Origin of the sequence: Paenibacillus konkukensis (assembly GCF_023523925.1) — a bacterium.
GTDB lineage: Bacteria > Bacillota > Bacilli > Paenibacillales > NBRC-103111 > Paenibacillus_S > Paenibacillus_S doosanensis.
Genome location: NZ_CP027059.1, coordinates 1417196 through 1438634 on the forward strand (window position 1 = coordinate 1417196; position 21439 = coordinate 1438634).

At 54.9% G+C, this 21439-nt stretch carries 16 protein-coding genes; 1 reads left to right on the forward strand and 15 read right to left on the reverse strand.

Features of this window, described 5'->3' with window-relative positions:
- Positions 1–56: 56 nt before the first annotated feature.
- The 13 genes from SK3146_RS06300 to SK3146_RS06360 all read right to left on the reverse strand — a co-directional run bounded on the left by SK3146_RS06300 (position 57) and on the right by SK3146_RS06360 (position 18811).
- Positions 57–929, reverse strand: a complete 873-nt coding sequence (locus tag SK3146_RS06300; protein WP_249864280.1) for a DUF1932 domain-containing protein — start codon at positions 927–929, stop codon at positions 57–59.
- An 80-nt stretch (positions 930–1009) separates the two neighbouring features.
- Positions 1010–1846 (reverse strand): carbohydrate ABC transporter permease, encoded by an 837-nt coding sequence (locus SK3146_RS06305; protein WP_249864281.1) that lies wholly within the window; start codon positions 1844–1846, stop codon positions 1010–1012.
- Positions 1839–2726: a carbohydrate ABC transporter permease gene (locus SK3146_RS06310; RefSeq protein WP_249864282.1), complete on the reverse strand. Its 888-nt coding sequence runs from the start codon at positions 2724–2726 to the stop codon at positions 1839–1841. Before SK3146_RS06310 ends, SK3146_RS06305 begins: the two co-directional genes overlap by 8 nt.
- 63 nt (positions 2727–2789) lie before the next feature.
- Positions 2790–4124 carry an ABC transporter substrate-binding protein gene (locus SK3146_RS06315; RefSeq protein WP_249864283.1) on the reverse strand — a complete coding sequence of 445 codons (1335 nt, stop codon included), beginning with the start codon at positions 4122–4124 and terminating at the stop codon, positions 2790–2792.
- A gap of 261 nt (positions 4125–4385) precedes the next feature.
- Positions 4386–5084 carry a 4-carboxy-4-hydroxy-2-oxoadipate aldolase/oxaloacetate decarboxylase gene (locus SK3146_RS06320; RefSeq protein ID WP_249864284.1) on the reverse strand — a complete coding sequence of 233 codons (699 nt, stop codon included), beginning with the start codon at positions 5082–5084 and terminating at the stop codon, positions 4386–4388.
- Positions 5084–5821 (reverse strand): PIG-L deacetylase family protein, encoded by a 738-nt coding sequence (locus tag SK3146_RS06325; protein WP_249864285.1) that lies wholly within the window; start codon positions 5819–5821, stop codon positions 5084–5086. Before SK3146_RS06325 ends, SK3146_RS06320 begins: the two co-directional genes overlap by 1 nt.
- Before the next feature lie 32 nt (positions 5822–5853).
- The gene (locus SK3146_RS06330; RefSeq protein ID WP_249864286.1) at positions 5854–6741 is read right to left on the reverse strand and encodes a DUF6282 family protein; all 888 of its coding nucleotides are present in this window, start codon (positions 6739–6741) and stop codon (positions 5854–5856) included.
- 239 nt (positions 6742–6980) lie between these two features.
- Positions 6981–7622, reverse strand: coding sequence for a GntR family transcriptional regulator (locus SK3146_RS06335; RefSeq protein WP_249864287.1), 642 nt, complete (start codon positions 7620–7622; stop codon positions 6981–6983).
- A 372-nt stretch (positions 7623–7994) separates the two neighbouring features.
- On the reverse strand, positions 7995–8939 hold the full coding sequence (locus SK3146_RS06340; protein ID WP_249864288.1) for a metallophosphoesterase family protein: 945 nt from the start codon (positions 8937–8939) through the stop codon (positions 7995–7997).
- 236 nt (positions 8940–9175) lie between these two features.
- Positions 9176–12028: an RCC1 domain-containing protein gene (locus SK3146_RS06345; protein ID WP_249864289.1), complete on the reverse strand. Its 2853-nt coding sequence runs from the start codon at positions 12026–12028 to the stop codon at positions 9176–9178.
- Positions 12029–12077: 49 nt separating this feature from the next.
- Complete coding sequence (locus SK3146_RS06350; RefSeq protein ID WP_249864290.1) at positions 12078–15221, reverse strand: efflux RND transporter permease subunit; 3144 nt, start codon at positions 15219–15221, stop codon at positions 12078–12080.
- Complete coding sequence (locus SK3146_RS06355) at positions 15218–17287, reverse strand: efflux RND transporter periplasmic adaptor subunit (RefSeq protein ID WP_249864291.1); 2070 nt, start codon at positions 17285–17287, stop codon at positions 15218–15220. Before SK3146_RS06355 ends, SK3146_RS06350 begins: the two co-directional genes overlap by 4 nt.
- A gap of 294 nt (positions 17288–17581) precedes the next feature.
- Positions 17582–18811 carry a threonine synthase gene (locus SK3146_RS06360; RefSeq protein ID WP_249864292.1) on the reverse strand — a complete coding sequence of 410 codons (1230 nt, stop codon included), beginning with the start codon at positions 18809–18811 and terminating at the stop codon, positions 17582–17584.
- A gap of 201 nt (positions 18812–19012) precedes the next feature.
- Here SK3146_RS06360 and panD point away from each other — a divergent pair, with 201 nt between their 5' ends.
- Positions 19013–19411 carry an aspartate 1-decarboxylase gene (gene panD / locus SK3146_RS06365; protein ID WP_249864293.1) on the forward strand — a complete coding sequence of 133 codons (399 nt, stop codon included), beginning with the start codon at positions 19013–19015 and terminating at the stop codon, positions 19409–19411.
- A gap of 281 nt (positions 19412–19692) precedes the next feature.
- Here panD and SK3146_RS06370 read toward each other — a convergent pair whose 3' ends face one another.
- Positions 19693–20106, reverse strand: coding sequence for a L,D-transpeptidase (locus tag SK3146_RS06370; protein WP_375295494.1), 414 nt, complete (start codon positions 20104–20106; stop codon positions 19693–19695).
- Between the two features lie 215 nt (positions 20107–20321).
- Complete coding sequence (locus SK3146_RS06375) at positions 20322–21116, reverse strand: AraC family transcriptional regulator (protein WP_249864295.1); 795 nt, start codon at positions 21114–21116, stop codon at positions 20322–20324.
- Positions 21117–21439: the final 323 nt, after the last annotated feature.

The window sequence follows — 21439 nt, forward strand, 5'->3', positions numbered from 1 at the left end:
CGAACAGGCAGCAGCGCTGCAGCCGCAGCGGTCACAAGGCGCATGGACAGACCGATTTAAGGCCGTATGGCTTCGATGACCTCAAGCCAGCTGCCGGGTATGACGCCTTGGAATTTCTCCTTTAATTGGTGAGATGCAACCCGCTTCAGCTTCGCCTTGACCGCTTCGGACATAACCGAGTCGATGTCCGATTCCCGCAGCATCTCGATCGAGCCTTCCAGCTCGACGATTCTTCTTTGCGCATGAATGGCTGTGCCCGTAACCATCCGGTTGAGCGACCATTCGAAGCTTTTGCCGTCCAGCGAATCGCCGATGCCGCTGATGACAAGCTGCTCCACATTAAAATGATGTGCGGCTTCCAGCAGCTCGATGCCAAGTGCGGCAAAGCCTTTCATAAAAATACTGCGGATCAGCTTAATCGCGCTGGCGTCGCCGGGAGTTTCGCTGACCTTCGTAATATTCATGCCAAGCGGCGTCATCAGCTCCATGAACCGGTCCGTTCCGCTGCCGCTGGCCAAGATCGGCACCTTGTGCTTATCGACAAGCAAAGCGCCGACCATCGCCGCATCGACCAAAGCCGCTCCCGTTTCCCCGATCGTCTCCCAGATCGCTTTTTTTACTTTTGGGCTGGCCGCCGACACGTCGATATACAAATCGCCGGCCTTCAAATGCGGCTTCACCGTCTCGCTTACGCCGAGCGCCTTATCCGCCGGAACGGCCACGATCAGCACGTTCGCGCGCCGCAGCACCTCCTCCGGCGTCTTCGCCAGCTCCACCTGCGCGGTTTCCGCCCGGCCCTGCACCTGCGCGCCGTACGTCGGGTGGTCCCACACCGGATCGTAAGCTACGAGATCGCCGATGCCCTGCTCCTTCAGCCCGCACGAGATCGAAAAAGCCGCCTCTCCAAAACCGATAAATCCAAGTTGCATTGCAAGGTCACCCCTATTGTTTTCGTTGATCATGTTCATTTTGTCATGGAACAAGTATTCTCGCACTTCATCGGATAACCCTATCCCTTAACTCCGCCCGAAGTAAGTCCTTCGATCAGAAAACGCTGGAAAAACACAAAGATCGTAAACACCGGCACAAGTGACAGCACCGACATTGCAAACAGCGAGCCGAAGCTCGATTCGCCGCTTGAATCCAGGAAGACGCGAAGCCCGAGCGAAACGGTAAACTTTTGTGTTTTGCTCAAATAAATGATTTGGCTGAAAAAGTCGTTCCACGTCCATATAAACGTGAAGATCGCCGTCGTAACGAGCGCCGGAAGCGCAAGCGGCAGGATGAGCCGCCAATAGATTTGAATCGGGCCGCAGCCGTCGACGATCGCCGCTTTATCGAGCTCGCGGGGAATGTTACGGATGAACTGCACCATCAGGAAGACGAAAAATCCTTCCGCAGCCGTAAATTTCGGCACGACAAGCGGCAAAAACGTATTGATCCAATCGAGCTTGTTGAAGATGACATATTGCGGAATAATCGTCACGTGGTGCGGCAGCATCATCGTCATCAGCATCAAAGCGAACAAAGGAGTCTTGAAGCGGAATTCCAGCCGGGCAAAGGCGTAAGCAGCAAGCGAGCACGATACCACGTTCCCGGCAATCGACAAGCCGCTTACGATCAGCGAATTGCTGAAAAACAGACCGAACGTTTGCGAGCCGAGACCTTTCCAGCCCGCGATGTAATTGTTCAGCGTAAAATGCTCCGGCCATAGCCCTTTATCGGTAAAAATATGCTCCGGCAGCTTAAACGAGCTGCTCAGCATCCAGATGAGCGGATACAGCATGATCGCGGAAACCGCGATGTTGACGACATGGCGTACGAGCTGATTCGGCATATTATTCATAATGCACCCACTTTTTCGACGACAGGAACGTCAAGCAGGTGAAAATGGCGATGATGACCAGCAATATCCAGGCCAATGCCGACGCATATCCCATCTGGAAGCTGACAAACCCTTTTTGATACAAATACAGCGTATAAAACAACGTGGAGTTCAGCGGTCCGCCAGTGCCGCCACTGACGACGTATGCCGGTGTAAACGCCTGGAAAGCGTGAATGATCTGCATGACCAAATTAAAAAATATGATCGGCGTCAGCATCGGAATCGTCACCCGGAAAAACTGCGACCGCTTGCCGGCGCCGTCGATCGCCGCCGCTTCGTACAGCTCGGTCGGAATTTGCTGCAGGCCTGCGAGGAAAATGATCATCGGCGAACCGAACTGCCATATTTTCAGCGCGATTAATGTATACAAGGCGTACTCCGGCGTTGCGATCCAGCTGACCCCGTCAAGGCCAAAATACCCGAGCACCACGTTAAACAAGCCCTTCGCCCCAAACACCTGCCGCCAGAGCAGCGCAATCGCCACACTTCCTCCAAACAGCGAAGGGATGTAATAAACCGCACGGTAAATCCGTAGGCCTGCCAGCCCTTTATTCAGCATCAGCGCGATGGATAACGCAAAGGCAAGCTCCAGCGGAACCGCGATCAGCACGTAGCGGAATGTGACGCTTAACGCTTCCAGAAACTGCTCGTCGTTAGTAAATATGTTCTTGTAATTGTCCAGGCCGACCCACTTCGGCGAATTGAACATTTCGTAATCCGTGAAGGAAAAATAAAGCGAAAATACGATGGGAATAAACGTAAAAGCCAACATGCCGATGATCCAAGGGCTCAAAAACAAGTACCCGATCCCGTCTTTTTTCAAAAAGCTGCTTATGCGCATCTCGTCCACTCCTGTTTTAAAACTGACAGAACGCGCAGCCGCCCATTCTGTCTGATCGGTCCGTTACTTTAATATTTTGTTCGCCTCGTTGAAGAAATCATCGACGGCTTTCTCAATTGTTTTTTTGCCGAACGCAATCGCTTCGCTTGTGACCGTTACCTGCTTGAAAATCTCATTGTTGCCTGCCGGCGGAGTATTCGGAACGCTGAAATATTCGTTCGCTTTTTGCTGGAATTCGATCATTTTGACGCCGGCCGGCTCAAGCACCTGTTTGACCGCTTCGTTGATTTTTTTGGAAGGGCTTGGGCCGACATCGATTTTAAACAGCTTGGCGCCGTCCACATCATTGATCAAATAGTTGACAAACAACGCCGCTTCCTTCGGATATTTCGATTTGGCGCCGATCGCCAGGAACAAGCCGCCGATGTCTTCCCCGTTTTTGCCGCCCGGATTCGTGGGCACCCTGCCGAATTCCAGCTGATCCTTCATATACGTCTGGTAGATCGGCAGATTGCTGCTGCCTCCCGCGGACAACGTCGCCGCTACCATGCCCTTGACAATCATCGATTCCTGATGCGATTTGCCCTTATATTCGGCCGTCAAAGCTGCCGGAGGAATGATGCCTTCCTTGCGCAGCTTGTCCCAATATTGGAACCATTCGATCATATCCTGCTTTTCAAAGCCCAGCTTGCCGTCCTTGGAATACACGTCCTTGCCTTTTTGCCGCAGGAAGTAACCGAAAATTTCTTTGCCCGCATCAATCCCGGAAGGGTCTTCGACAAAATAAAGATCCGGGTTGTTCACCGCTTTTTTGTATTCGGCTCCTTTGGCCGCAAATTCTTCCCATGAAATATCGAATTTCGGCGGCTGCACGTTATATTTTTTTAGCAAATCGGCATTGTAAAACAAGCTTTTTGAGGTGTTGCCGTTGGCAACCATCACAATTTTGCCGTCCGCTTTACCGGCGTCGATCATTTTCTGGGTAAAATCAGACACGTCGATCGTCTTCGACTGAATGTAATCGTCGAGCGGCAGCAGCTGGTTGCGATTGGCGTAATCCATATACCTTGTCACCTGCAAGCTCATGACGTCCGGCATATTGCCCCCGGCCGCCTGCACAGCCAGCTTGTCGTAATACGGATTGCTGTCGGCAAACTCCTGCTCGATTTTGATGTTCGGATACTTTTTCTCGAAGTCGGCGATCGTCTGCGTATACTTCTTGTTGCGCAGCTCCCCGCCCCAATAAGCGAAACGCAGTGTAACTTTTTCTTTGGATGCGTTATTAACCGCATCTCCTTTAGCGGCTTCTTTGTGCCCGCCGTCGCTTCCTCCGCAAGCAGCCAAGCTAACGGCAAGCAATGCGCTGACTCCTGCTGTAAGCCCTTTCTTAAACAACATCGGTGAATCCCCCTCCTAGTTATTGCGCCGGTAAATCCGGCCTCGTATACGTATTGGATACGCTACGACGTTTAACCTAACTATACTAGGTAAAGCATTTTGTTGTGAATGGAGAAAGTTCCGCTCAAGTTGGACTATTGTAAAGTGGACGCAGGCAGGGTCAACGGCTGCGCCGATAAGCGCTTTGGTTATGAAGGCCGATTAGGGCTAACCGCAATGCATTCCGCAGCCGGCAGCTTGGGATGAACAAGCTCGAAGCCGCTATCCGGGCAGCTCGGATTCGTCCTCGTAGTAGACGACGTGCTCGCGCGCAAGCGTTTCTCTTAAGCCGTAGAAATCGAGGCTCAGCTCGCCCCGGGCAATTTTCTCCTTCGTGCCTTCTTCTTTTTGCAGACGCAGCCTGGATGCCTCCAGAGAGGACAGTAAATCCCCTTTCTTGACCACAACGACGCCGTCGTCATCGGCCATGATCAGGTCGCCAGGCGTTACCAGAGCGCCTCCGCAAACGGCGGGGGCGTTGACCCAGCCTCCCCGGTTTTTCGTCGTTCCTTGCGAATGAACCGCTTGGGTCCATACCGGGAAGCACAGTTCTCGCAGCTGCGCCGCGTCGCGGACGCCGGCAGCCATGACGACTCCTTGAACTCCCCGCTTCATCAGCGCTCTGACGATCAGCTCGCCGATCATGCCGTGTTCGCTGTCGCCCAATGTTGTAATCACAAGCACATCGCCCGGCTTGCATACCTCAATGGCCGCGTGGATCATCAGATTATCCCCGGCAGGGCAAATGACGGTTACCGCCGGGCCGCATATTTTGCGGTTTTGCTGAATCGGCTTCAGCGACGAGCTCATCAAGCCGATCTTGCCCTGAGCTTCGTACAGGGTCGAAGTGTCGAGCTCGGCGTATTGCTTCACAATGTCTTGCGCCGGCCGGTCGATGTTGCGAACGACATATTTTTGCATCAGACCAGCTCACCTCCGACATACGGGAAAAACCGGCTGAACGCCTCGGCGTATTTGTATTCGTTATTGCCCGAGCAGCGGCGTGCATGATTTCCGCGCAGCTTCGCTTTGGCCCCGTAATAGTCGATCAGATGCTGCTGGGCTTTAAAGCAGTTCATCGCCGCTTCCTTCTGAGCGTACACTTCCGTAATGTCCAGAATAACATCCGGTTTGAAATCGCTGATTTCCGATTGATGCGGCTCGAAACCGAACAACCGCGCCTGCTTCGCTGTCGGATAGCCTTCCAGCTGCACGCCGTTGGACGTAGAAAGCACGCTGGCTCTGAACACGTAGTCGGAAACCGTCTCGTGATCCGGATTAAAGGCGTCTTTCGGCCCGTGGCTAATAATATGATGCGGCCTTACTTCCCGGATTTTTTTGGTAAGCCGTTCCATGCGTTCTTCCGTAATTTGCATATGGTAATCTTCAAAATCCCATAGCTCGATATCTTTTACGCCCAAATGCCGGGCCGCTTGTTCCAACTCGCTGCGGCGGACCGCTTTTACATTGTCTGCGGTCTGCCCCGGAACGTTCCATAAATCGTTGGATTCCCCTCTTACTCCGTAACTCAAAACGACCAAAGACACGTTGGCTCCGTGCTTTACGTATTTGGCGATCGCACCCCCGGCTCTCCAGACAAAATCGGCGGCATGAGCGCTGACAACAAGCACATTCACATTGGAATCGATCATATCCATAATTCCCTCCAGCAGTATTAATCAAATTTAGCTTAGCTTTCAACCAAAAAAGCGGTATTGACGGCGGTCATTTGTTTAATTTCCGGCACAGTGAAACCGTTGGCAAGCAAATTGGCGATAAAGATGCGCAGCCCTTCATCGGGATACGGTCCGTTCGGTTGTCCGAGATCGGTGGAAATGATGCAATTTGCCGGATCTACATAACGGATTTGCTCGTACACTTCGTCCCAGGTCGTTTTCCCCGAATACGGCGTCGTAAAGCAAAACTCCATCCAAGCGCCCAGCCCCGTCAATTCCTTCTGCTGCTCCTTGGACAAACGGATGGAAGGGAAATTCGGGTGTGTGATGACGATTTTCCGAACCCTATGCTGTTTGGCCGCCTTGACTACGGCATAAATCTCCCCGATGCCCAAATGCCCCGTTGCCAGCACCAGGTCATGCTGTGCAATCGCATCCAAAATATCGTGCACAACCGCCTTCAGCTTGCCGTTCTCCAGCACCGATATGCTTGATTGCGTTTTCCCCTGCGCGATCAGCTCCATTTGCAGCTTAGCCCAATGCGGCAGCTTTTCCGGCTTGTTTTTGTGAAAATGCTCCTGCTCGTTGGCTGCGTCAAAAGTCGGCATCCAGACGATTTTCGCTCCACCGCGGGCCGCCATTTCTACGGCCAGCGCATTTAAGCCGCCAATCGAATGATTCAATGCGACCGCCCCGACGGCATGAAATCCGGGATGCAGCTTGTTAATGATCTTTGCCCGCTCCGCCGTGCAAAAATAATGCGATTTGATGCCATAACCTTTCATGCCTAGTGTGGCCAGACGTTCGGCCATCTCCAAATCGTCCACTTTACGGTCCAAAATATCGGGTCCCGAATGAACGTGAAGATCGTATGCCCCTTGCAGCAGCTCGATCGCATCCATTGTGTCCAGTCTCCTTTATTAAAATTATACAATATTGTTGAACAATCTTGTATTACGTATTTGATTATACTTATCCCTGAACTTGATTGTCAATCCATAAAATTCCGTGTTTTAAACGCCGTTTAACGACAAAAAGGCAAAAAACCGCCCCTTGCGGCGGTTTTTTGCCCTTCCTCATATCGTCCCCTTTATGCCCGTAACGGCTGGGACAGCTTTTTCGTTTCATAGATTGGACGGTTTTACAGCAAATACCGGTAGTTATCCTTAATCGTCCGTCTTACATTGGCGACATGCTCCTTGACCCGTTTCTCCGCCCCGTCTTCGTCGCGCGAGCGCAGCGCGTCAAAAATCCGCGTATGCTCCATATACGATTCATGATTTCTTCCCGGCACCAGAATCGTTTTGAAGTGGAAGCGGTTCAGCTGCGTCTTAATCGTATCGATCATCTCTACGGCCTGCCGGTTTACCGACGCCGCATAAATCATTTCGTGAAAGCTTTTATTCAGCTTGGAATACTCGTCAAATCTGCCGTTCTCCAGCATGTCTTTCATATCGCGCAGGATTTGCTCCAGCAAGCCCAAATCGCGATCCGTAATGCGGCTGACCGCCGAACGGATCGCAAGCCCTTCAAGCGCCTCGCGGATTTCCAAATAGTTCACGACTTCCTGCAAAGAGAACGATTTGATCGTAGCCCCTTTGTTTTTTTCGATCGTGATCAAATTTTCCTGCTCCAGCTTGAGCAGCGCTTTAATTACCGTATTGCGGCTGACCCCGATTTCTTCAGACAGCTGAACCTCCGTCAGCTTCTGGGAGGGACGATAGGTTCCGTCCAAAATTCTCGTTTTTATAAACGTATAGGCAGTATCCGACGGCTTGCTCATAGTAATAACCTCTTCGCAATATTGTTGAACGAAATAGCTCATCATTGATAATAAACCTATAATATTTTGCAGACATTGTCAATGCTCGCTCTTGTTTCCAGACCGCGGCACAGGGACTTCCGGGCCATATTTCAAGGGGAGCCGTCCGCAAATCGCCCATATAGCGAAGCGCCTCGTTAAAGCGGCTTGTGACAAGGTTCACAAACAAGAGGTCAATCATGTGCAACAGACGGTACGACATGGCCGCTGGATAAGAGACGGCCGTCGCGCGAATCCCAAGTGCGCGCCCCCAGTGCTGAGCGGCGGCCGGTCGGACCTACGCCGCTCAGCGCGCCCAAATAGGGTATCGACGGCTTGAGAGCCGCTCGTATGCTATCGCCGCTCTGCCGGCTCATCCGGCCGGTGCTCGGGCTGATTCGCTATTACGGTCCCGTCGTCCAGACGCAGCCAGGATTCGAAGCTTCGCTCGCCTTCGCGCAAGCGGATTACCCGCGCTCCTCTCGGGAACCCCTCTCGCCCGTAAGTGTTATACCCTGTCGCCCGCCCGTAGCAGAGACGGATTCCGTGCAAACTGCCCCAATAGTCGTTCGTATGGTCGTGACCGGCAAACGTGCCCATCACATCCCCCATCTCCACCATGGCGGCGAACAACCCGGTATTTACTTTCGGGCAGCATACCCGTTCATACTGATGCCCGTAGCATAATTCGTTCTCCCACACGTCACGGTATTCCGGAAGCGGAATATGAAAGAAGGCTAGCGCCGGCAGCGGCGTTCCTCCGTTATCCGCGGTTTTGCGGCGGGAGTCATGTTCGTACCAGGCGATCTGATCGCGGTGAACCCATCCGTAGCCCTTAACCCGGGGATTCGGAGATACGCTGCCCGAATCAAGGAAATACAAAGCGGCGGCCGGGCGATTGTCCGCTCCCGTAACCGTCAGCGCGTAGTTGCCTTCCCCGCTCGCCGAGTCAGGACCATGCTCCGCCACCGACCAATGGAAAGAAACCGCCTTATCCATAAGCTGTCGGCGGGTAATGCGGGATTCCGTGTCATGGTTGCCAAATACGATCGCCCACGGTGTCGACGTCCGTTCCACGACCGATATCGCTCCGGTAAAACGGGCTATGGGATCGTCGCAAGCGTTAGCTTCGATCACGTCCCCGGTAAACACGACAAGATCCGGCTTCTCGGCCTCCAAAATCGACTCCATCAACGCGGTCGTGGCGAGATCGGCCTCACCGCCCGCTTTCATATGTACATCGGTAAATTGAACAATAGTAAACGTGCCGTCCGGGCGAAACGATAACGGATGCTTCATCGGAATCTACTCCTTATCAAAATGTTGTTTCTTGATAATTTTTGTGGTTTTTTGTTTATTTTATGGCGCGATTTCCGTTCTGTCAACGATTATTTTTTAGGCTGCAGCATCGCGTAAACACAAAGAAAGCAGAGACCGACTTCGGCTCTCTGCTTCTTCGTCATTCTATATGGGACCGCCTGCACACGAGGCGGCACGCTGTCCGCCCTTCCCGTCACCCGGGAAAGAGCGGTCCTCTACCGCTTGACTCCGGCGTTCGCAGCCAGCATGCGCTCGATGATCGTCACCGCCTGGGCCCGGGTCGTCGTTTCTTCCGGCGCCAGACGGCCGTCGTCCAACCCTTGAAGCAGACCTTGACGCACCGCCTCCTGCACGGCGAAATCCTCGGTCACGACCGTATGGTCCTTGCGCAAATCGGCGTTCGTTGCCCGGACCGCAATCGCCGCAATCTCCCCGCGCGTGATCGGCTCGTTCCAAGCGGCTTGAGCCGCCTCATCTTCGGTATAATAGCCCGCCCCAGTCAAAGCGTCGGCATACGGCTTGTACCAAGGTTGCCCGTCCGCCGCCGGAGCTGTCTTCAAGGAAGCGGCGGCAGCGATCATCTTGGCGAACTCGGCGCGCGTCATCGCGCCGTCGGGCCGGAACGTGCCGTCGGGATACCCGTCGGCATAGCCTTTCTCCAGCGCGGAGGCAATCGCAGCCTCCGCCCAGTGACCGGCCGTATCGCTTAGCGCGCGCACGAAGCCGGTCACCGCCGCGGGCACGGTACGGTTCTTGTACGTACCGTCGCCGAGCTGCCCGGACATGTTGCCGCCCCATGTCCACACCGTGCCGTCCGCCGTAATCGCGGCGGAATGTGCGCTGCCGGCGGCGACTTCCACAGCGCCGCCGAGGCCTTGAACCTGAACCGCATGATTGCGGTTCGTCGTCGTATTATCGCCCAGCTGGCCGAAGGCGTTATAGCCCCACGACCATACCATGCCGTCCGCACGGATGGCCAGCGTATGGAACGCGCCTCCGGCGATAGCGGTGACCTTGTTCATGCCCGACGTCTGCACCGGATGCATCCGGTTCGTATTCGTATCGTCGCCGAGCTGGCCGAAGGCATTATAGCCCCACGACCATACCGTGCCGTCGCTCTTGAGCGCAATCGCGTGGCTCTTGCCGGCGGCAATGGCGGTTATTCCGTCCAGACCGATGATTTGCTGCACGCTGCGCCGCATCATCGTCGTCCCGTCGCCGAGCTGGCCATTGCTGTTGTCTCCCCACGCCCACACCGTGCCGTCATCGGCCAGCGCCAGACCGAAGTTAAACCCGGCGGCGACCGCTTTAATCCGCATCAATCCGGGAATTTGCACCGGGGCGCTGCGGCTCACGGACGTGCCGTCCCCCAGCTGACCGAACGTATTGTCGCCAACGGCCCATACGCTGCCGTCCTTTTTGAGCGCCAAAGTGAACGCGTTCCCGGCCGCGACATCCGTGACATCGCGCCACTGCGCCAGCGCCGCGGGCGTACCTCGGCCGAGCGAAGCTTCTTCGCCGAGCTGGCCGCTTAAATTAAGCCCCCAGCCCCATACGGTGCCGTCGCTCTTCAACGCGGCGGTATGCCCGCTGCCGGCGGCCAGCGCCGCGATTGCGGATAAGTCCGCGGCTTCGCCCGGCTTATTGTGACCGGCGCTGCCGCTCTGTGCGAGCTGCCCATATATGTTCTCGCCCCAAGTCCACAGCTTGTCGTTCTTTACGACGGCCGTAAAGCTGTCACCGGCGGCCAGCGCACGCTGCCGCACTTCATTCTCGTAATGGTATTTCCCTTCCATGGAAGGGTCGGGCGGTTTTACCAGAAGGGAGAATCTGGGCATTAACGTCGGTAAAATCCGGCTTGTCGCCGCTCCGTCGCCGAGCTGGCCGAGCGAGCTGTTCCCCCACGCCCATACGGTGCCGTCGGCTTTGACTGCGAAAGAATGAAATGCGCCTGCGCTAATCAAGACGACATCCTTCAGACTGTCGATATTCAAATTGATGGTGCTCTCTTTGTAATCGCCGGTGCCGAGCTGACCGTAATTGTTCAGCCCCCAAGCGCTGACTTTTCCGTCTTTATGAAGCACGAGAGCATGTGAATTTCCTGCGCTGATGGCTACGGCGTCGGATATCCCCAGCACGTCGGCGGCGAAATTGCGGTCCGTCGTATTGCCGTTGCCGAGCTGACCGGAGCTGTTATAGCCCCATGTCCATACTTTGCCGTTCTCCTTCAGAAGCATCGAGAAATTGCTGCCGGCGGCAATCGCTTTCGTATCGTAAGTGTAGTTGACCCGAGTCGGGCGGTCGGTTTTCGTCTCCGTCACCGCATTGCCGAGCTGGCCATACGTATTGTCTCCCCAAGCGATCACGCTGTTATCGTCGAGCAGCGCGAGCGCGTGGCTGCTCCCTGCGGCGATAGCCAGCACATTCGTCGGATAAGCCAGCTGATTCGGCGCGAGCTTGTCGGTGTAGCTGCTGTCGCCGAGGCCGAGCTGACCTTTGGAATTGTCGCCCCACGTAACGAGGGTACCGTCCTTCTTAAGCGCCATCGAATAATTGCCTCCGGCGGATATCGCCACGACATCGCGCAAATAGGGGATTTCGAAAGGCTCAGGACGATCGGTCGTCGTTCCGTCGCCGAGCTGCCCTTTATCGTTTTGACCCCAGGCCCATACCGTGCCGTCCTTGCGCAATGCCAGCGTATGGTTCATCCCTGCGGAGATGGACTTGATATCGAACAATTCCTTTACCTGACTCGGCGCGTAACGAAACACATTGGGTCCCGTACCTAATTTGCCGTGAAGGCTATCCCCCCACGTCCACACGCTGCCATCGCTTTTTAAAGCGACCGAGTGGCTTAAGCCCCCGGCAACCTGAACGATACCGAGCGACGGAAGCGCCGTCTGCGCCTGCGCTGCGGACGATTCTGCAGCCGGAGAAGCCGGTTCGCCGGCGGAGGTGTCCTCCGCCAAGGCCATGCCCGTACCCAACCACAATTGCATCAGCAAGGCCGCGATCAGCATATAGAAGGGCGCTCGGCTGCGTATATTTTTCCGATGGTTCCTAACCATTTTTCATTCTCTCCTCCATGTATAGAATATCTCGTATCCCCTATGCGGATCAGACATTCGGACGATCGGCAGGCAGGGTTGGAGGGGCTTGGCGCTTCAATTTGCTGCGGAAGAAATCCATCATGCCGTCCATGAGCGTATACACAACAGGCACCAGAAGCAGGGTAACCATCGTCGACAGCGTCAACCCGAACGCGACGACAGTAGCCATCGACGCCTGCGCTTCCGCGCCTTCCCCGAAGCCGATGACCAGCGGCAGCATGGCCAGCACGGTCGTTGCCGTCGTCATCAGAATCGGCCGCAGACGAATCCGGCCCGCTTCCATAAGAGCGTCGAAAAGCGTATAGCCCCTCTTGCGAAGCTGATTCGTATAGTCCACGAGTACGATCGCATTGTTAACGACGATCCCCATCAGCATGATCATCCCCATCACCGAGTTCATATTAATCGTACGGTGGGTCAGGAATAGACCGAGAATCGCTCCGATAAACGTCGGAGGCAGCGAGAACATAATAATGAACGGGCCGTAGAGCGACTCGAACTGGCTCGCCATAACCATATAAACGAGTACGACGGACAGGCCGAGCATCATGTACAAGCTGCTGAACGTGCTGTTCGATTCGCTCTTGGACGTCAACGAAATCGTGTACCCGTCCGGCGGCTGAATCGTGTCCAGCTTCTCCTGCACCGCCTTCTCCACATCTCCGATCGCCGCTCCCGATACCGATGCCTGCACCGTAGTAAGCCGCTGTTGATTCGTATGGCGAATTTGCGCCGGACTTGAACCGGGTACGACTTTGGCGATCGCGCTGAGCGGAATTTGCGCTCCGGAGGAGGTAGTAAGCACCACTTGATTCAGGTTTTCCAGATTGTTCGTAAATTCCGTCGGATACTTCACCAGTACGGAAATTTGCGAATCGCCGGTTTTGAAATTCGTTGCGACCGAACCTTGATAGGCGGTACGCACCGCCGTCATTACTTCGCGGACGGAGATGCCATAATACGCTGCCGCATCGCGGTCGATCGTCATATCGTAGGCCGGTATGCTGCGTTCCAGCGTATTCTGCACGCTGCGCAAAGTGGGAATATCGCGCAATTCGTCGGCCACCATGTCCCCGAGCTTGCTCAGGACGGCCGTATCCGGACCGTTCAAATTGACGGTAATGTCGGCGCCGCCTCCCCCTCCTCCGAGTCCGGGCAGACGGACGGATGAACGGCTGTTAACATTAATTTGCGCTCCCGGGTTGCCCTGCGTCATATTGCGGATTTGCTCCACAACCTGATCCGTATTAAGCTTCCGTTCATCCAGCGGCTTGAGCGTTACGCTGATGTTGGCGGAGTTGGTCGCGGAGCTCTGGAAGGCTCCTCCTCCCGAGCTGCCGACGGTCGTAAAGATCGTGTCGATATCCGGGATGCTTTTGAGCTGCTCCTCGATTTTGGAGGTGAGCGCATTCGTAATTTCAAACTTGGTCCCTTGCGCCAAGCTGATGTTAATATTTAACTGGCCTTCGTCCGATCTCGGCATCATCTCGGTGCCGACGAATTTCGCCAGATAGACGCTGCCCCCGAGCATGCCCACCGTAACCAAAATAATGATCCAGCGGTGGCCGAGCGACCAGCGCAGCAAGCCGATATATGCGCGGGTGAAACGATTCATCCCGCGTCCGAACCAAACGGCCGGATTATAGGAACGCCCTTCCGGCAGCGACTCGTCATGATGCTTCGTCAAAATTTTGGCCGCCAGCATCGGAACGAGCGTAATCGCCGCGAACAGTGCGGCAATGTGCGAGAAGCTGACCGTCAGCGCCATCGGGACGAAGAAATTTTTGATCATGCCGTTAATGAATAGCGTCGGCGCGAATACGGCGATTTGCGCCAAAGCCGACGCCAATACGGCGGTTCCAACCTCGGCCGTCCCCTGCTTGGCCGCTTCCGCGGGCGACAACCCCTCGTCTTTTTTCCGGTATATACTCTCCAGCACCACGACGGCGAAGTCGACGAGGGAACCTAAACCGAGAGCCAGACCGCCCAGCGTAATCGTGTTGATCGTCTGATGGGAGAAGTACATCATGCTGAACGTACTGATGACCGAAATCGGGATGACGACGCCGATAATCAGCGTCGCGCGAATGCTGTTTAAGAACAGCATCAGAATGATGACGGAAAAGATCGCTCCGAGCAGCGTATGCTCGATCACCGTATTAATGGAGCTTTTAATGAATTTCGACGAATCGTTGAGCACGGCAAGCTTCACGCCGTCCGGCAGCTTGCTTTGAATCTCGTCCATCGCCTCGCGGATATTATCCGCTACCTTGACCGTATTGCCGTCGGATTGCTTCAGCACGGAGATGCCTACGCTCTGCTCTCCGTTCCGACGGGAATCGTATGTAACGTCCTGGAACGAATCGACAATTTGTCCCAGCTCGCCGATCTCGATGGATTGACCTCTGGCCAGCGACACCCTGACCTTGGAAATCTCGGCGGTGGACTGGAACTCCCCGCTGATCCGGAGGGGAACGAGCTGCTCGCCTTTATAGACAAGTCCGGCATCCGTCGACTGATTGTCGTTGCCTAGCGCCTGGGTAACCTGGCTAAACGTAATTCCGTAATGAGTCAGCTTGTCTTGATCCAGCAGCAGCTGAATTTGCCGCACGCGCCCGCCGCTTACGCCTACCGAAGCGACGCCCTCGACGCGCTGTACCGCCGGGCTGACTACGTTGTCGGCAAGATCGCGCAGCGTGATGAGGTCCACGTCCTTGCCGTAGAGCGACAAACTCAAGATCGGCTGGCTGTTCGGGTCCGCCTTGGAGACGACCGGCGCCTCCGCATCGGCCGGAAGCTGGCGGCGGACACGGTCGAGACGGTCGCGCATCGTCAGCGTCGCTTCGCTGATGTCCGTCCCGAAATTAAACTGGACGGTGACGTTACTGCTGCCCGTCCGCGACACGGACGTAACCGACGACACGTTGGCTATCGTCGCCATGGAGGCCTCGATCCGCTTCGTCACCTGATTCTCCACTTGGCCGGGAGAAGCTCCGGACCAACTGGTCGAGACGGTCGCCGTCGGTATCTCCATGTTAGGATACAAATCAACCGGCAGCAGCGGCGCAGCGATCGATCCCAAAATCGTTAACGCAATCATAATCATTAAAATCGTGACTGGACGATTGACGGAAAAATTCGCTAAATTCACTGTCCTCCACCTGCTCCCGCTTGGCCGGTCGATCCGGAGTTCGAGTTCGGTTGACGATTGCCCTGCGGCCGCTCACCTTGAGCCCTCTCGCCCTGCGCTTTCGCCTTTTCCCCTTGCTCTCCGCCGGATTGCGGTTTCTCGCCTTGGGCTTTCTCGCCCTGGGTTTTCTCCTGCTGTCCTTGGCCCTTTTGCCCTCCTTGTTGTTGGCCCTGGCCCTGCTTCTGGCCGCCTTGCTGACCTTCCTGCCCGGGCTGCACCACTTGAACGGACGCTTTATCCGACAACAGCTCCTGCCCCTTCACGACGATTTGATCGCCTTCGTTCAGACCGCTTGTCACCTCGAACTGGGCACTGGTCATCGTACCGATCTTGACCGTGACTTTCTTCGCTTTCCCATCCTGGACTACGAAGACGGCGTTTCCGTTAGGCTGGCTGAGCACGGCGTCGGCCGGTACCATAATCGCTTGGCGTCCCTCGCTCTTCATGCTGGAGGAAGCGAACATTCCGGGAAGCAGCTCGCCCTTCGGGTCGTTAACTTGAATATCGACGCCATAGGCCTTGGTTACCGAATCGAGCGTCGGCCGAATCGCAGAGATAACCCCTTCGAACGATTTGTTCAGCGTCGGCACGTTCACCTTCATTTCCATACCGACCTTAAGCTTGCCGATGCTGGATTCGGGAACGTTGACGGAAGCCTGCGTCGGGTTCGTCGCCGCAATGGACACGATATTGCCGTTGTTGCCGGCGTTTTGGCCGACGGGCGTGTTAATCGCCGTGACCACTCCGTCGACGGGGGACAGCAGCACGCCGTCCTGCAGCTGCTCGGTGAGCAGGCGCAGATTCGTTTCCGCCTGGCTGTACTGCGCGCTGCTGACGGTGATCGCATCCGTCGATTGCGCCGTTTGCAGCGCTTGCTCCGACTGTGCGACCTGCGCTTTGGAGACGTTCAAGCTGAGCTCCTGCGAAGTTTCGGCGTTAGACAGCGCGAGCTGATCCTTTTGCAGCGTTTGCTGGTTCGATTCCAAAATGACGGCCAGCGTATTTTGAGCGTTCGCCAAAGAGATGCTGTCCCGGTTCAACTGCTCCTGAGCGACTTGAACCGTCTGTGAGTTTTCGGCCGCTGCCAGATCGCCTTGAGCTTTCAACAGCGATGCGGTGGCGTTGGTCAAAGCGCTCGGCGTCGTCTGCTGCGCCTGATCAAGATCCAGTTGAGCCTGCTGCAGTTTCTGCAGAGCGTTATCCAGATCGCTCTGCTTGTTCGCCGACGATTCCTTCACGTTCTGGTAATTGATAATCGCCTGCTGCAGCTTCAGCTGCAATGATTCGACGGAATTGCTGGAGTTGACTTGAGACGTCTGAAGACTGTCCTGCTGCGCATTCAGCGTGTTCTGCGCATTCGCTACGTTCGTATTGTATGTAGTGATCGCATTGTTCAAGTTCTGCTGCGATATGGCGACCTGCTGCTTCGCCGTGGCGATCGAGTTTTGCTGGTCGTTAAGCGCTTTATTATAGTTGGCCTGAGAGATGGCAACCTGCTGCTTGGCAGACGCCACCGCATTTTGCTGGTCGGCAATCGCCTTCTCCAGATTGGCCTTCTGAACCGCCAACTGCTTCTCCGCCGTCGCCGCGCTGTTCGCCTGATCGTTGGTGGAACGCTGCAGCTGTGCTGCGCTCACCGCTAAAGCGCTTTGGGATTGGGCGATCTGCTGCTCCAATTGCGTCGTATCGATTTTGGCAAGCGGATCTCCCTCTTTGACACGGTCCCCCGGCTTAACCATCAATTCCGTCACTCGGCCGGAAATACGGGAAGAAACGTTCGTAGTATAAAGGGGAGTGATCGAGCCGGTAAACACTTGGCCTCCGCCGACATCCGATTTTTTCACGATTTGCGTTTCTACGGGAAATTGTCTGGCTGCTCCTCTCTGCCCGCCGCCCGGCGCCGCAGATTGTCCTTGCTTCGGACCTCCCCAATTCGTCAGCGTTCCACCTACGACGGCAATGATCGCAATCACCGCGATGGTAGTGAACACCCACTTCTTGGATACGTTCTGGATCCACCTGATCATTTACATACCTCCATGTATTCTTGTCCGTATTCCTTCCTGCGGGAAACGCTCCCAAAGAAGAAATGCCTTGTTGCTCAAGGTCCATCGAATCGGGGTGCTTATGTTACAGCGCACCAACATAACATCAACATAGCCTACATTCATGATAAAACTATGATAAAAATGTGAAAAATGTGTAAATAAATCGGAATTTTGACATGATTCGCCCCATCCTACCCCCACAAATCCGAACTTGGCTTGTTTCACTGCCGTCAGCCTTCGTCTTCAATATCAAAAAAAAGAGCAGGACGCCCGTTACCCGCGCCGCCTGCTCTCATACAAAGGCTTCAAATCGTTGTAAGTCCTGACCACCGCAGGAGCGACCCGCGGAATCCAATCGATATATTTATCCGCATGGGAAGTATTGAACACGACGGCGGTTTCCGCCGGTTTGATCCATCCCGCTTCCCTCAGCCGGGCAAACCCGGCCCAGGCCGCTGCCCCTTCGGGGGATGAAGAAATCCCCTGGAGCCCCAGCTCCGTCTGCGCTCTGCGGATATCTTCCTTGCTCACGGCAACGGCTGTGCCGCCCGTCTCCCTAATAATCGACACAACCAGATTGCCGTCCGGCGGCTTCGGCACTCTAAGGCCCGTCGGGCTGGATGTGGCGTTCTCGCTGGCGACCGCCCCTTCGCCCGCCGATCCGGCCTGCAGGGCATCGACGATCGGCTGGCAGCCGGCTTCTTGCACGCTGACCAGCCGCGGCAGCTCGCCTTCGATCCAGTTCATTTCCCTAAGCTCCTGGAACGCCTTCCACAGCCCGATAATTCCTGAGCCCCCACCGGTCGGATAAATGATCACGTCGGGGAGCTTCCAGCCCAATTGCTCGGCGATCTCAAGGCCCATCGTCTTCTTCCCTTCGACGCGGCCCGGCTCCCGCAGCGTTCCTGCGTTAAACCATCCTTGCTCTTGCTTGCCGTCCTCAATGATGCGCCCCGCATCGTGAATGAGTCCGTCAACTTGATACGTATGGGCTCCATAGCGTATACATTCCTCGATGATCATGCCCGGACAGTCGCCCGGTACGATGACGACCGCTTCCATTCCCGCTCTGGCAGCATAAGCCGCTAGCGCGGAAGCGGCATTGCCGTTCGACGGAACGGCCGCTTTTGCAACGCCCTTCTCCTTGAGCAGCGACACGGCGGCGGCAAAGCCTCTCGCTTTGAAGCTGCCGGTAGGGTTCTGCTCCTCCCGTTTGACATAGACGCCTTGCACGCCGTACCGCCGCTGCATAGCGTCCATCCGCAAAAGCGGCGTTCCGCCTTCGCCCAAGCTGACGACGGACGCCGGATCGGAAACCGGCAGCCATTCCGCATACCGCCACATCGAATTGCCTCTCGTTAACAAGTCAGCCTTTTTTACCGTTGCGGCAATGCTCTCCAAATCGTACTTGACGAGCATTGTGCCTCCGCAATCGCAAACCGCCTTCAGCTGTAGCGGCTCCACCCGCCCGCAGCGTGAGCAGACCAGCAGCCTTTTTTGCATGAATGCATCACCGCTTTTTTTCAAATTCGTACCAGTATTAACTTGAAGGGATGCAATTGCTATGGACCCTCTATTACGATACACAAGGATCTCCATTTGGGAACGGCTGGTACCTAACGGATAGGCGGAAAATGCGAACATCGGCGCGGGCTGCTTCATACAATGGGAGCATAGACTTTTTGGGGCAGGAGTTGACCGCAGTTGCTTAGAATGATGTGCAAGGGAAAAATTCACCGCGCGACCGTCACCGAGGCTCGGCTCGATTACGTCGGCAGCATTACCATCGATGCCAAGCTGATGAAGGAAGCAAATATCCATCCGTATGAGATGGTTCAAATCACGAGTCTGCGGAACGCGACGAGATGGAAAACATATGCCATCGCCGCTCCCGAAGGGTCGGGCAAAATTTGCTTGAACGGCCCTCCGGCCCATCTGTTTCAGCCGGGAGATATCGTCATTATTTTGAGTTTGGGCTTGTTCGACGAGCGGGAGATTAGCGGGTTGCAGCCGCGGGTTGTTTTCGTGGACGGGGCAAACGGCATAACGCGAGTCGAGACGCATGATCTCGTTATTGCGGAGCAAGATGAGCCAGAGAAATAATCGCTGCAAAGAAAAAGAACCCTTCGCAGGGTTCTTTTCGCGGTGAATTGATTTTGAATCTTGCCTCGATACCTTCCAAAAGCTAGCGATTACCTCATTCACTTTATTGCAGTACGTGTACTACACTAACGTGTCTTTGGCACATCCCTCCGCTTCTATCTGGAGTCTATCACAATATTCCCGGTTTGTTTCGTTGAAACGTTCAACGGAACCACACCTCTCTTTTCACCGCTGATAATAGTATGTCCGATTGCCGTTCTTCTATACGCGGGTTCCGTTCGTTATTTTTCTTTGACAATGACTTTGGTTCCAAGAGGAATATGGCGATAAAGCCATTCAATATCGCGGTTATGCATTCTGACGCATCCCGAGGAAGCATGGCTGCCGATCGAGTAAGGCCGATTCGTTCCATGGATTCCGTACATGTATCCTCCGGTTCCCGGAACGCTTAACCCAAGCCAGCGCGTGCCGAGCGGATTGTTCGGATGACCGCCTGCAATCTGTTTGCGCACGTAGTACGGCTTTACAATTTTGGTCACAATATGAAATTCGCCGACCGGTGTAAGCTCCTTTCTTCTGCCCGTCGCTACCGGAAAATAATACTGCGCCCGCCCGTTAACGAATACGATCAGCGAATTGCTGCGCTTGTTGATTTCGATATAAACCCCTTCCTCTTGCAAAGCCTCAAGCGGCATTGAGGAAGGAGCGGCGGACGCCGGATTCGGCCGAGGCAAGCTGAGAAGCAGAGCCATGATGACAATAACCGGGATTCTGATAAGGTTCAATACGATCTCATCCTTTGTCTTTTATGCATCGTTATTGTTCTCCTATCAGACGCTTTTATGCGAAGCCGGCGTGAATGCCCTACTTTTTTGGAAAGCGGTTTCACAACGACATTATTCTAGATAAGTTATTCGGCCGTCGTCTGATGCTGCTGGCGGTATTTATTCGGCGACATGCTCATCGCCATCTTAAATGCCCGGTAAAACGTCGGCAGCGACTCATAGCCCACCTCGAAACAGATCGACACGATATCCTTGTCCGATTCCGCAAGCAGTTTTTTGGCCAGCGCCATCCTGACTTCCGTCAAGTACTGCATCGGGGTCATTTGATATTCTTTTTTGAAAATTTTGTTCATCTGGCGAATGCTGATCCCGAGCTTCCCGGAAAGCTCTTCGGAAGTGATCGAATCATAATAATGCAAATCGATATAATTGCGTATCCGCTCGGCCCTTAGGCCGTTCGCGTCCTGAACCTGCCTGGACTGCTTGGCCCGCACCAGCAGCAGATAAATATCCTGAAGCAGGTTATGCATAGCCCAGCCGCTGAGCGGATCGGCCTGCTTTTGCTCGAACAGCAGCTTGCGCAGCAGCAGCCGCATCTCACTGGCTTGGAACGAATTCAGCTTCAGATGCTCCGAACGCGAATACAAATACGGCTTCCAACGCTCGTATACGCCGTCTTGCCCCGCCGGATCGTCGAACGCCAGCACCAGCAGCGTCAAGTGGGAATCGGAAGAGACGGCATGCTCCGAATAAGGTACGATAAAAGCGGCGTTGTCCTGCGCAAAATCATGCTGCTGTCCGTCCAGCCATATGCTGCCCTGCCCTTCGATCGCATATAAAATTTGCACGCTGTCGTGATGATGAATTTTCACTTCGTAGCTTTCCGTATGTTTGCTTTCGTAGAGATGAATCCCATTCATAATCCGGACCGCCTTGAGAGCGTATTCAAACGGTCTTGAATCGGGCACGCGCCCGGCTGCCGTTTGTTTCCCTATTTTACCTTGTTTCCCTTATCGCAACAACCCGGCAGACGACAAACCCCCGAATCCGAAGATCCGGGGGCCGATCCATCCGCTATGCCGCAGCCTATTTCACTCTTCTTAAGCGGGGGCCGGACTTTCTCCCCCACCAGCCGAAAATTTTGCGTTTCACTGATGCGGAAGCCTTCTTCCGGCTTTCCGCAATGCCGCCGTCCCGCATCTCGTCCTGTGCGCTATCATCGGGCCAATAATAATGACATACG

What these genes read in the sequence shown, in the direction of transcription:
- SK3146_RS06300 (WP_249864280.1), bottom strand. Translation starts at nt 929, where the DNA reads ATGCAACTTGGATTTATCGGTTTTGGAGAGGCGGCTTTTTCGATCTCG.
- SK3146_RS06305 (WP_249864281.1), bottom strand. Translation starts at nt 1,846, where the DNA reads ATGAATAATATGCCGAATCAGCTCGTACGCCATGTCGTCAACATCGCG.
- SK3146_RS06310 (WP_249864282.1), bottom strand. Translation starts at nt 2,726, where the DNA reads ATGCGCATAAGCAGCTTTTTGAAAAAAGACGGGATCGGGTACTTGTTT.
- SK3146_RS06315 (WP_249864283.1), bottom strand. Translation starts at nt 4,124, where the DNA reads ATGTTGTTTAAGAAAGGGCTTACAGCAGGAGTCAGCGCATTGCTTGCC.
- SK3146_RS06320 (WP_249864284.1), bottom strand. Translation starts at nt 5,084, where the DNA reads ATGCAAAAATATGTCGTTCGCAACATCGACCGGCCGGCGCAAGACATT.
- SK3146_RS06325 (WP_249864285.1), bottom strand. Translation starts at nt 5,821, where the DNA reads ATGGATATGATCGATTCCAATGTGAATGTGCTTGTTGTCAGCGCTCAT.
- SK3146_RS06330 (WP_249864286.1), bottom strand. Translation starts at nt 6,741, where the DNA reads ATGGATGCGATCGAGCTGCTGCAAGGGGCATACGATCTTCACGTTCAT.
- SK3146_RS06335 (WP_249864287.1), bottom strand. Translation starts at nt 7,622, where the DNA reads ATGAGCAAGCCGTCGGATACTGCCTATACGTTTATAAAAACGAGAATT.
- SK3146_RS06340 (WP_249864288.1), bottom strand. Translation starts at nt 8,939, where the DNA reads ATGAAGCATCCGTTATCGTTTCGCCCGGACGGCACGTTTACTATTGTT.
- SK3146_RS06345 (WP_249864289.1), bottom strand. Translation starts at nt 12,028, where the DNA reads ATGGTTAGGAACCATCGGAAAAATATACGCAGCCGAGCGCCCTTCTAT.
- SK3146_RS06355 (WP_249864291.1), bottom strand. Translation starts at nt 17,287, where the DNA reads ATGATCAGGTGGATCCAGAACGTATCCAAGAAGTGGGTGTTCACTACC.
- SK3146_RS06360 (WP_249864292.1), bottom strand. Translation starts at nt 18,811, where the DNA reads ATGCAAAAAAGGCTGCTGGTCTGCTCACGCTGCGGGCGGGTGGAGCCG.
- SK3146_RS06370 (WP_375295494.1), bottom strand. Translation starts at nt 20,106, where the DNA reads ATGCCGCTTGAGGCTTTGCAAGAGGAAGGGGTTTATATCGAAATCAAC.
- SK3146_RS06375 (WP_249864295.1), bottom strand. Translation starts at nt 21,116, where the DNA reads ATGAATGGGATTCATCTCTACGAAAGCAAACATACGGAAAGCTACGAA.